Annotated in this window: 9 protein-coding genes and 1 tRNA gene; 9 read left to right on the top strand and 1 reads right to left on the bottom strand. The window is 50.5% G+C overall.

What is annotated here, in order from left to right; translation table 11 throughout:
• The first annotated feature begins 24 nt into the window (after nucleotides 1-24).
• Nucleotides 25-699, top strand: coding sequence for a TVP38/TMEM64 family protein (locus Q3886_RS05195; RefSeq protein WP_301860108.1), 675 nt, complete (start codon nucleotides 25-27; stop codon nucleotides 697-699).
• Nucleotides 700-873: 174 nt separating this feature from the next.
• Here the strand turns inward: Q3886_RS05195 and Q3886_RS05190 are convergent, their stop codons facing one another.
• On the bottom strand, nucleotides 874-1,227 hold the full coding sequence (locus Q3886_RS05190) for a MerR family transcriptional regulator (protein ID WP_301860107.1): 354 nt from the start codon (nucleotides 1,225-1,227) through the stop codon (nucleotides 874-876).
• Nucleotides 1,228-1,365: 138 nt separating this feature from the next.
• Here Q3886_RS05190 and Q3886_RS05185 point away from each other — a divergent pair, with 138 nt between their 5' ends.
• From Q3886_RS05185 to Q3886_RS05150, 8 genes are all read left to right on the top strand, one after another.
• The gene (locus tag Q3886_RS05185; protein WP_301860106.1) at nucleotides 1,366-1,908 is read left to right on the top strand and encodes a TlpA disulfide reductase family protein; all 543 of its coding nucleotides are present in this window, start codon (nucleotides 1,366-1,368) and stop codon (nucleotides 1,906-1,908) included.
• Between the two features lie 76 nt (nucleotides 1,909-1,984).
• Nucleotides 1,985-2,061, top strand: a tRNA-Val gene (locus Q3886_RS05180).
• A gap of 110 nt (nucleotides 2,062-2,171) precedes the next feature.
• Nucleotides 2,172-3,044, top strand: coding sequence for an NAD(P)-dependent oxidoreductase (locus Q3886_RS05175; protein WP_301860105.1), 873 nt, complete (start codon nucleotides 2,172-2,174; stop codon nucleotides 3,042-3,044).
• Nucleotides 3,045-3,070: 26 nt separating this feature from the next.
• Nucleotides 3,071-4,132: a BMP family protein gene (locus Q3886_RS05170; RefSeq protein WP_301860104.1), complete on the top strand. Its 1,062-nt coding sequence runs from the start codon at nucleotides 3,071-3,073 to the stop codon at nucleotides 4,130-4,132.
• 163 nt (nucleotides 4,133-4,295) lie between these two features.
• Entirely contained in the window at nucleotides 4,296-5,861 is a 1,566-nt protein-coding gene (locus Q3886_RS05165; protein WP_301860103.1) for a metallophosphoesterase family protein, read from the top strand.
• Between the two features lie 6 nt (nucleotides 5,862-5,867).
• Nucleotides 5,868-6,983: a YibE/F family protein gene (locus tag Q3886_RS05160; RefSeq protein WP_301860102.1), complete on the top strand. Its 1,116-nt coding sequence runs from the start codon at nucleotides 5,868-5,870 to the stop codon at nucleotides 6,981-6,983.
• Between the two features lie 340 nt (nucleotides 6,984-7,323).
• Entirely contained in the window at nucleotides 7,324-10,119 is a 2,796-nt protein-coding gene (gene ileS, locus Q3886_RS05155) for an isoleucine--tRNA ligase (RefSeq protein WP_301860101.1), read from the top strand.
• A gap of 90 nt (nucleotides 10,120-10,209) precedes the next feature.
• Nucleotides 10,210-11,079 carry a DMT family transporter gene (locus Q3886_RS05150; protein WP_301860100.1) on the top strand — a complete coding sequence of 290 codons (870 nt, stop codon included), beginning with the start codon at nucleotides 10,210-10,212 and terminating at the stop codon, nucleotides 11,077-11,079.
• Nucleotides 11,080-11,082: the final 3 nt, after the last annotated feature.

Raw genomic sequence — 11,082 nt, 5'->3', positions numbered from 1 at the left:
GTATTATATGAGGGTATCGTTTGTATGACAGATAAAGCGTTAGGATGGACACTGCGCCTTGGCGGAATTGCAGGAGTCATCCTTATTTTATGGAGTATACAGCTGGTCCTGCCTGACTTTTACACCACCATGTGGCGGCTGACCGTACGGGGAGATCTGGATGGGCTGACGGAATATATTGCATCTTTTGGCTATGCTGCCATTGTCATCAGCATTTTCATGCTGGCTTTTGTCAATGCCATCGGCATTCCATCCATTCCCTTTCTGACCGTTAACGGCGTCATTTTTGGCCTCTGGCCGGGTATTGTCATCTCCTGGATCGGGGAAGTCCTGGGTATTGAAATCAGTTTTCGTCTGACCCGGACGCTGCTGCGGGGACAGGCCCGCAAGGTGATTCGTCAGAGTCACATGCTGGAAAAACTGGATTCATACAGCTGTTTGCGGACTGTACTGATTGGCCGGGCTATTCCGTACGCACCCAATGTTGTCGTCACGGCGTTCAGTGCGCTGAGCCGCATTTCCTATCGGGATCACTTTATTGCCAATGCCATAGGAAAGATTCCGGCTGTTGTTGTGGAAGTATGGCTGGGCCATGATCTGCTGCGAATACAGGAACACTGGGGACGGCTTATTGTGCTGGTCATTGCTGTTGCCTTGCTGTATGGATTTATCTGGTGGCGGCGCAAACACAGCCGGTAAAGAGGATAGAGAAACTTGCTAAACACACCAGGGGCCTAGCTGATCTGAAAGTATCAGCAAGGCCCCTGGTGTATTCTGTATGGGTATGGTTCTGTACGGATAGGATATTTCCTTTGCATTGACGGTGTCAGTGGTACAGGATATAATAACATACATACTGCAGACAGGAAACGGTTATAACTGGCAGTTGTCAAAAGCGGCGATTTTTTTGTTTAACCGTTCCAGGGCTTCTTCCATATGGGCAATACGCTGCTTCAGCAGGTCCCGTTCCCGCATGAGAATTGCTTTGCGCGCATTTCGCGTACTGTCTCCCTGGGCATATAGATCAGTGTATTCGATTAACCCTTCAATGGATATGTTGGCAGCCCGCATGCATTTGATAAACTGAATAACCTGGCAGTTTTCCTCCGAATAATTGCGGATGCCGTTTTTGTCGCGATGAACATTTCGTATCAGGCCAATTCGTTCATAATATCGGAGTGTATCTGCTGACAGGCCCAACAAGGCACTTACTTCTTTTATTTTCATGGTATCAAACCTCCTGTAGTAACTCTTATTACTATACAGGATGGAGTGCACTATAAGTCAAGCACTTAATACTGTGATGTACTGTCTGGACAGACAGGGATGAAACTTATGCATACAGAAAGATGTCGAAAACACATAGTGATTTATACGATTGCTGCTGTACTGATTGGCCTGATGATCACGTTCTGGACGGGAAAAGATCCGGATATTGCCAAAAAAGAAGCAGAAAAGACAGCCAAAGCGATGATGCAGGCAGAAACAGAAGTGCTGGCGCCGAACGGCCAGATACAGACCATTGACGGACGTTCTGCAGAGCTGAGAGAACTGTATAATAAAAAGCCAGTATATCTGTTTTTCTGGATGCCCTGGAGTGATGCCAGCAAGCAGCAGCTGCCACAGCTGCAGGCCCTGTATGACCGGTATGGAAAGGACATATATTTTGTTGTTCTTTCTCTTGGCAGTACAGAGCAGGAAGCCCGCACGTTTTATCAGAACAGTTCCTATACCATGCCGTTCTACACGGCTCCTGTGTTCCTGGCTGATGCGTATAATGTATACGACGTGCCGCAGGCGGTTATGATTCAACAGGGCGGACGCATACAGGAACGCCATTCCGGCCCGGTGTCGATGCAGCAGATGGCATATATGCTGGAACGGGGAAAACAGGCGGCTCGCTGGTAAAATGTACAATATACGTATTGACAGATATGTTATCTTACGATATACTAAAGAAGTCGCACAGAGCGGCATATATTGAGGGCGGTTAGCTCAGTTGGTTAGAGTATCTCGTTGACATCGAGGGGGTCGATGGTTCGAATCCATTATCGCCCACCACAAGAATCCTTACTACAGATGGTAGTGAGGATTTTTTTTGTTTCCATGTATCTGGCGTAATGGTATACTATGTATATTCGATGATAGTGCAGATAAAGGAGGCAGAACAGATGAAGACAATTGGCTTTATTGGTGTTGGCATTATGGGCAAGCCTATGGTCCGGAATTTGATGAAAGCTGGATTTACGGTGCAGATATACGCGCGGAACAGGGAAAAAGTAAACGATGTCATAGCAGAAGGTGCTCGTTTTTATCCTTCCATTGCGGCCTGTGTGCAGGGATGCGATGCCGTTATTACCATGGTCGGCTTTCCGCCAGATGTGGAAGAAGTATATTTCCAGAAAGGCAATATACTGGACAGTGCCGCTAAAGGGACGTATCTCATCGATATGACGACGACCAGTCCTACCCTGGCAGAACGGATCTATGAGCAGGGGAAGAAGATGGGATTTCACGTCATGGATGCACCGGTAACCGGCGGCGATACAGGAGCCATACAGGGGACCTTATCCATCCTGGTCGGCGGAGACAAGGCCGATTTTGATGCCTGCCTTCCTCTGTTCCAGGCTATGGGGACGAATATTAACTATCAGGGCAAAGCCGGAAGCGGCCAGCATGCGAAAATGGCCAATCAGATCATGATTGCCGGTGCCTTGTCCGGTGTGTGCGAAGCCCTGGCCTATGCTGAGGCAAAAGGGCTGGATCTGGAAGTACTGCTTCGCTCCCTGGCAACAGGCGCAGCCGGCAGTGCACAGCTGAATGCTTTTGGAGAAAAAATTATTCACCACGACTATGCGCCTGGTTTTTACATGAAACACTTTATTAAGGATATGAAAATTGCCCGCCAGGAGTCAAATGCTTCCGGCCTGTCGCTGGAAATACTGGCCCAGGTATTGCAGAATTATGAAGCCCTGCAGGCTCAGGATGCCGACAATGGCAATTTGGGGACTCAGGCTCTTATTAAGCATTATGAAACGGTATAAGGTATAAAGACAGGAGGAACTCTTTTATGAACTGGAAATCGACGATAGCCCTAGCAGCCGCTGCTGTTTCTATCCCTTTAGGTGCCCTTGCTGTTACCGTAGAAACGGCTGCACCGGGAGAAAAAGCGGAAATTGCAGTCCTGCTGCCGGGAAAGGCCCATGACAATGGGTTTATGGAAGCGGGATATCGCGGATATGAGCGTATTGCTGCAGAAGTGACGCCTCGCGTCGTATGCGTATCTGATGTGTCAGCTGTATCTGATCGGGCCGCCTTGACGGCAGAACTGGAAAAACTGGCCAGTCAGGGCCCTCGCCTTATTATTGGTCACGGCGGGCAGATGAATGGTCCCGTTTCGACGGTCAGCAAAGCGTATCCGCAAATTCAGTTTGCCGTCATTCAGGGAAATGTAACGGGTACAAATGTCAGCAGTTATGCGGTCAATCAGGAACAGAGCGCCTTTTTAGCCGGCGCTCTGGCCGGGTATATGACCAGGACCGGCAAGGTCGGCCATATTTCCGGTGCCTGGCCCAAGCCGGGACTGCAGGCGCGGGCTGCCTTTTATCATGGCCTGATATATGCCAATCCCAAGGCAGTATTGTATTCGACCTTTACAGGAAATCTCGATGACGCTGCTGTCAACAAAGAGGCAGCAGAAGCGCAGATTCAGGCTGGCTGCGATGTGATTTATACGATGCTGAACGGCGGACGCAGCGGTGTAACCGAGGCCGCTGCCAGCACTGGCGGCAAGGTACGGGAAATTGGCAATGTCATTGACTGGACGAAAGAGTCGCCTGTCTTTATCGGTTCAGCCGTTGCCGATTCCAGCGTGGCCCTGGTCCATGCTGCTCAGGATTATCAACAGGGGACATGGAAGGCCGGTACAGTGAAAAAAATCGGCCTGGAAGACAGCTCCATTGTCCGGCTGGCCATAAGCCCTGATGTACCGGCAGAAATTCAGACCAAGCTGATGACCCTGCAGAAACAGATGGAAGACGGGACCATTGTGATCTCTACAGACTATACAGGTCCGGAATTTGATACAAGGACGGGAACCTTTGTCAGTCAGGATGCCAAAAACCATCGCTGATTGGCTGATACATACAATGTACATAGGGAGCCATAAAACGCATCTTCTCGGGAAGATGCGTTTTTTACGCAGACTTTACGGAAAAGGACAGCTCTTTTTACATGGGAAGTTTATTCTGATTACAGTTTTATCCTTAGTATTTGGTAAAGGGAGATGTAATACGATGAATCCATTTCGAATCGTCAAAGGAAAAAAAGCTGCAGCTGCCTATGTAGCTGCTGTATTATGCATGGCTTCTGTCGGCGTATTTGCTGCTACAGAACACTGGAATGATGCGTCGCTGACCCCCAAGGTTACGACGAAGACAGCTGTTGCCGATGCCACGGACTGGCAGCAGTGGAAATCGCAGTGGGATACGATTAAAACCAATTATGAACACGTATCCATTGCCCCCGGTGCCGATGCATCGCAGCTGAATTTTGGCTGGTATTCTAAAGACAAAGCGGATAAAGCCGTCGTTCGTGTTGCTGATAACCAGGCCATGAAACAGGCAAAGACCTTTGATGGCATCTGTCAGGAAGGCACGGTCATCAGCGGCGTAACCTATTATACGAACAAAGTTACCGTTCAGGGACTGAAGCCGAGCCAGACCTACTGGTATCAGGTCAAACTCAACGGTAAGTGGCAGGATGCGCAGCAGGTTAAGACCGGCAACCCCGATGATTTCACGTTCATGTATGTCGGTGACCCGCAGATCGGTGCTTCTGCCGGACAGGTTCCGTCAGACGGCACGGAAAAACAGAACGGCGATATTGCAGCACGGAATGATTCATATAACTGGAACAAGACCTTGAATACGGCACTGGCACAGCATCCGGAAATCAACTTCCTCGTATCTCCTGGGGACCAGATCAACGAACCGGCAACCAATCAGAATGCCGATAAAATCCAGCTGCAGGAATACCAGTATGCCGGCTATCTCTCGGCTGCAGCACTGCGCAGCCTGCCGGAAGCTACTACTATTGGCAACCACGATTCCATGACAGCTGCCTACCAGAATCACTTCAACGTACCGAATCCCTTTACAGAAGAAACGAATCCGACGAAAGCCGGTCACGGCTATTATTATACCTACGGCAATGCCCTGTTTATCGTCATCAATGCCAATAACTACAATGCAGCTGACCACCAGGCTCTGATTGAAAAAGCCGTCAAAGCTCATCCCGATACGAAATGGCGTATTGTCGTCATGCATCAGGACATTTACGGCAGCGGCCTCGATCATTCCGATTCAGACGGCATTCTGCTCCGGACCCAGCTGACACCGATTTACGATGCCAATAAGATTGACGTCGTTCTCCAGGGCCATGATCATACCTATGCCCGTACGTATCAGCTGAGCAGCGATGGCAAAGACCATGCTACCTTTGATGACATGAAAGTCAAGGGGCAGAGCGGACAGGCCCATAACCTGCTGAGTGCAGCCCTGAAAAACCAGGAATTCAAAAACAACTACGAATCGCAGAACCTGTGCTATACCATTGCTGATATGAAACAGGGCGTCCTGCGGAATCCGAAAGGCGTATTCTACATGTCTGCCAACTCGGCAACAGGCTCTAAGTTCTACAACCTCATTCCGCAGCAGCAGGACTATGTCGCTGCCCGCAGCCAGACCTGGCGTCCGACCTATTCCGTCATCCGCATTACGAAGGATACCTTTACGATTAATACATACGATGTCGAAACGGGAACGCCTATTGACAGCTCGTACAGCATTGTGAAGGACTAGTTCTGCATGAAGAAAATTCATTCAGCCTGGGTGCGCCTGATCGTTATTGCTGTGCTGCTCGTGCTGGGCGGCTGGTTTCTGCACGGCTATAATCAGGTAGAGAAGCCGCAGCTCGTCAATACAGATGGACGGGTCTTTGAAAAAGCCCGCGTACTGGAAGTACTGCAGGATAATCTGCAGGAAAACGGCTCCCGTGCCGGTGATCAGATCGTGTCTCTGCAGATTCAGAGCGGTGACCATGCCGGAGAAATCGTTAAGGCCAACTGCCCGAACGGTCTGCTCTTCGGCACGGTCTGCCGGCCTGGCATGGACGTCGTCGTCATTTCCAGTACTGTCGGCTCTCTCGATCTGCACACGGTATATAATGCCGATCGGTCCTGGCCCATTTACCTGTATATTGCAGCCTTCCTCGTCCTGCTCAGCATCATTGGCGGGAAAAAAGGTCTGAAGTCAGCCGTTGCCCTGGTGTTTACCTTTATTTGCTTTGTCTGGCTCTTTTTCCCCATGATCTTCCGCGGTATCTGGCCGGTTGTAGCCGCTGTTGTCACGTCCGGTGTCGTCCTGGCGGCGACGATGTATCTGCTCAATGGCTGGTCAAAAAAAAGTATGGTTGCCTTTGTAGCCACGTTGGGCGGCATTCTGACTGCTGGCCTGGCAGCAATTCTCTTTGGCCACGCCGTCAACCTGTCGGGATATAACGTGTCGAACATCGAAAATCTCATGTTTGTCGCCCAGAATACGATGATCGATGTAGGGCAGATTTTATTTGCCGGCATTCTCTTTGCCAGTCTCGGTGCGGTCATGGACATTGCCATGGATGTTACTTCAGCCTGTGCGGAAATTGAAAAGCATAATCCAGACATCAGCCGCAAAGCCCTGTTCTGGGCGGGCATGAATGTAGGACGCGATGTAATGGGTACTATGTCAGCTACGCTGATCCTGGCCTTTTTCGGCGGTTCCCTTGGCGTGTGGACCCTGGATTATGTCTATGACCTGCCGTATTTGCAGCTCATTAATTCCAACTCTGTCGGCGTAGAAATCATGAAAGGCTTTTCTGCCAGCTTCGGCGTCATTTTTACCGCTCCTATTGCGGCTGCCCTCAGTGCGTTCTGGCGCAGATAAAGGTGTATAATTGGCATGGCAAATGGCTTGACAAATGATGGTCAAACGATTACAATACGTCTATGTACAAGGATTGTACAGGAACATCCATCAGTATAAAGCCATGAACAAGACGGCCTGCGCGCCTGTCTTTGCAGCGAACCGGGGAGAGTGGAAGCCCGGGAAAGACGAGATGCAGGCGGATCACTTGGGAGCTGCGGCTGTGAACCAGCCGACGGGGCCGCGCCGTTATTTGCGTCAGAGAGGCTGCACAGGCAGTCAGTAGGGTGGTACCACGGTGATTCAGCGTCTTCGTCCCTTTGGGATGAAGACGCTATTTTTTATTTGAGGAGGAACTCTAATGGATTACGGTAAGACGTTGCATCTGCCGAAAACCGATTTCCCCATGCGCGGCAATTTGCCGAAACGGGAACCGGACTTTTTGAAATTCTGGCAGGAACACAAAATTTATGAAAAGCGCCTGCAGAAACGAGACGGCGCTCCCAAATTTATTCTGCATGACGGCCCTCCCTATGCCAACGGCAAACTCCATATCGGTCATGCTTTGAATAAGGTATTAAAAGATATTATCCTGAAATATAAGACCCAGACCGGTCACTATACCAAATACGTTCCCGGCTGGGATACACACGGCCTGCCTATTGAACATGCCGTCATCAAAGATACGGGCCTGAACCGCCACGAAATGGCGCCTCTCGATTTGCGGGCTAAATGCCGCGATTACGCTCTGGCCCGTGTAGAAGAACAGAAGGCCGATTTCGTCCGCTTTGGCGTTCTCGGTGACTGGGATCATCCCTATCTGACACTGCAGAAGCACATTGAAGTTGCTCAGATCGGCGTATTTGGCGAAATGGCCAAAAAAGGCTATATTTACAAAGGCCTGAAAACCGTGTACTGGTGCCCGTACTGCGAAACGGCCCTGGCAGAAGCAGAAATTGAATATAAAGACGATAAGTCTTTCTCCATTTACGTCAAGTTTAAGGCTGTCGATCTGAACTGCCATATGCCGGCCGGTGCCGATCCGGATAAGGTATTTGCCCTCATCTGGACGACGACGCCCTGGACCATTCCGTGTAACCTGGCTATCAGTGCCAATGAAGCTTTTGAATATGTATGGGTCAAAATAGGCGATGAATACCTGCTCATGGCAAAAGATCTGGTAGAACCGACCATGAAAGCCGGCAAAGTAGAAAACTACGAAGTACTGCCGGAAGTCATGATGGGTAAGCAGCTCGAAGGCCTCGTCTTCCAGCATCCCTTCTACGACCGCAAAGTTCCCGTCCTTTTGGGCGACCACGTCACGCTGGAAGCCGGTACTGGGTTGGTACATACCGCTCCTGACCATGGCCAGGATGACTTTGATGTGTGCATGAAATATGCTGCCTGGGGCGTAAAACCGATCGGTACGGTTGATGCTTCCGGCAAATATACGGATAAAGTACCCGGATATGAGGGCATGTTCGTCTTCGATGCCAATGTGCCGGTTATTAAGCATCTGGCCGAATTGGGCGCGCTCTTTGCCAAAAGTACGTTCCGCCATCAGTATCCCCATTGCTGGCGCTGCAAGAACCCCATTATTTATCGGGCTACGGAACAGTGGTTCTCCTCTGTAGACGGCTATCGTCAGAAAGCACTGGATGCCATCGATCATGTCAAGTGGATTCCGTCGTGGGGTCATGAACGGATTTACAACATGATCCGCGACCGCGGCGACTGGTGCATTTCCCGTCAGCGCGTATGGGGCGTGCCTATTCCTATTTTCTACTGTGATGACTGCGGCGAATACGTTATTAATGACGATACGATTGCACATCTGCAGCAGTGGTTTGCCAAAGAAGGTTCTGATGCCTGGTGGAAACACGATGCCAAGGAACTGCTGCCGGACGGCTTTGTCTGCCCGCACTGCGGCGGCACTCACTTCCATAAAGAAACAGATATTATGGACGTATGGTTCGACAGCGGCTGTACCCATCAGGGCGTGCTGAAACACGATCCGGATCTGGATTATCCCTGCGAAATGTATCTGGAAGGCTCTGACCAGCATCGCGGCTGGTTTAACTCGTCCCTGCTGACGTCTGTTGCCATCAACGGCATTGCACCGTACCGCAGCGTCCTGACCCACGGCTTTACTGTCGACGGCGAAGGCCGCAAGATGAGTAAATCTGTCGGCAATACGGTCGCTCCTCAGGAAGTTATTGAAAAGTACGGCGCCGATGTTATGCGTCTGTGGGTATCGTCGGCAGACTACCAGGGTGATATTCGCCTGTCGCCGAAGATTTTGAAACAGCTTTCCGATGTATACCGTAAGATCCGCAATACCTTCCGGTATCTCCTGGGCAACCTGGATGATTTCGACCCGGCAAAGGATGCTGTAGCTTACCAGGATATGACTGAATTGGATAAATGGGCACTCCTGCGTCTGGAACAGGTCTATGAAACGGTAACCGATGCCTATGAAAACTATCAGTTCCATGTCATGTACCATGCTATTCACAATTTCTGCACTGTCGACCTGAGCGCCATGTATCTGGATGTCATCAAAGACCGCCTGTATACGGAAAAACAGGATTCCCTCGAACGCCGCAGTGCCCAGACTGCCATGTATCAGATTCTGGATACACTGGTTAAAGTTATCTCGCCGGTTCTGTCCTTTACGGCTGAAGAAGTATGGCAGTACATGCCCAAGACAGAAGGCAAAGAAGAAAGCGTTCTTCTTACGGACTGGCCCAAGGCACATAAGGAATACCTTGATGCTGATCTGGAAGAACGGTGGAATACGTTCCTGTCGTACCGCCGCGACCTGACCCGTATTCTCGAAGGCGCCCGGAAAGATAAAAAGATTGGCCACGCCCTCGATGCAGCTGTCACTATTTATGCATCTGGCGAAGATTACGATTTCCTCAGTAAGTGGCAGGATCAGCTGGCAACGCTGCTCATTGTCAGTGAAGTTTCTCTGGTTAATGGCGATGCACCGGCTGAAGCCGTTGCCGGCGAAGATCACGGCAATATGAAAGCCGTTGTCGCTCCGTCGACCCATGAAAAGTGCGAACGCTGCTGGATTCACAGCGCATCCGTTGGTTCTGACCCGGATCACCCGACATTGTGTGCCCGCTGCGCCGCTGTATTGAAAAACTAAGTATTTCATATATCTGCAAGGATGCGGAACCTCATCTTGCCCGGTTTTGCGGCAAAAGGAGGTTCCGCGTTTTTTTTAGGAGGGATTGGGATGAAACTATCGACAGCCTATACAGCGCAAGTCCACGTTGCCGTCATGCTGTTCGGACTGTCCGGCGTGCTGAGCAAAAGCATTGCCATACCGGCTGTTCTTATTACCCTGGGACGTGTCCTCTGTTCTTCGCCTGTATTATACATGTACATCAAGGAAAAGGGGACTCATATACGACGGCTGTCGAAGCGGGACGGCCTGGCCTTTTTGCTTATGGGATCGCTGCTGGCACTTCACTGGACTAGCTTCATTGCGTCTGTGCAGATTGCCAATGTTGCCATCGGCGCTATTACGGCGTCGGCATTTCCTCTGTATGCCGTTTTTCTGGAACCTCTGTTTTTCAAAGAAAAGCTGCGGGCCCGCCATGTTGTACTGGCCTGTATTATGGTAGCCGGTGTTCTCATTCTGGTACCGCCTGATGCCTTTTCAGGCGATATTGCCCTTGGCGTGGCAGTCGGCATGTTTGCCAGTTTTGCCTATGCTGTTCTGTCCCTGGTCAATCGCTGGCTGTCGCAGCGGTATGACGGATTTGTCATCAGCCTGTATGAACAGGCAGTCGCAGCGGCAGTGCTGCTGCCGGCTTTGTGGATTGTGCCGGCATCGTGGTCTTTCCATGACCTGGGGCTGATTCTCCTCCTGGGGGTCGTAGGCACAGCTGTATCTCATTCCCTGTTTATCAACGGTCTGCAGCGGATTACCGTCCAGAAGGCCAGCATGATCAGCGGCATGGAAGCTGTATATGGAATTATGATGGCTTTTCTCTTCCTGGGCGCAGTACCGTCGACAAGGGAGATCGTAGGCGGTATCATCGTTCTGACGGCAGCTGCCATTTCCAGCTTGTCTAAAAAACAGAACGCAGAAAACATATAAACT

This window comes from uncultured Megasphaera sp. (genome assembly GCF_958350005.1).
Classification (GTDB): Bacteria; Bacillota; Negativicutes; order Veillonellales; family Megasphaeraceae; genus Megasphaera.
This window is presented reverse-complemented; position numbering and strand designations above follow the sequence as displayed.

Coding starts and splice junctions, on each gene's coding strand:
- Q3886_RS05195 (WP_301860108.1), top strand. CDS start 25: ATGACAGATAAAGCGTTAGGATGGACACTGCGCCTTGGCGGAATTGCA.
- Q3886_RS05190 (WP_301860107.1), bottom strand. CDS start 1,227: ATGAAAATAAAAGAAGTAAGTGCCTTGTTGGGCCTGTCAGCAGATACA.
- Q3886_RS05175 (WP_301860105.1), top strand. CDS start 2,172: ATGAAGACAATTGGCTTTATTGGTGTTGGCATTATGGGCAAGCCTATG.
- Q3886_RS05170 (WP_301860104.1), top strand. CDS start 3,071: ATGAACTGGAAATCGACGATAGCCCTAGCAGCCGCTGCTGTTTCTATC.
- Q3886_RS05165 (WP_301860103.1), top strand. CDS start 4,296: ATGAATCCATTTCGAATCGTCAAAGGAAAAAAAGCTGCAGCTGCCTAT.
- Q3886_RS05160 (WP_301860102.1), top strand. CDS start 5,868: ATGAAGAAAATTCATTCAGCCTGGGTGCGCCTGATCGTTATTGCTGTG.
- ileS (WP_301860101.1), top strand. CDS start 7,324: ATGGATTACGGTAAGACGTTGCATCTGCCGAAAACCGATTTCCCCATG.
- Q3886_RS05150 (WP_301860100.1), top strand. CDS start 10,210: ATGAAACTATCGACAGCCTATACAGCGCAAGTCCACGTTGCCGTCATG.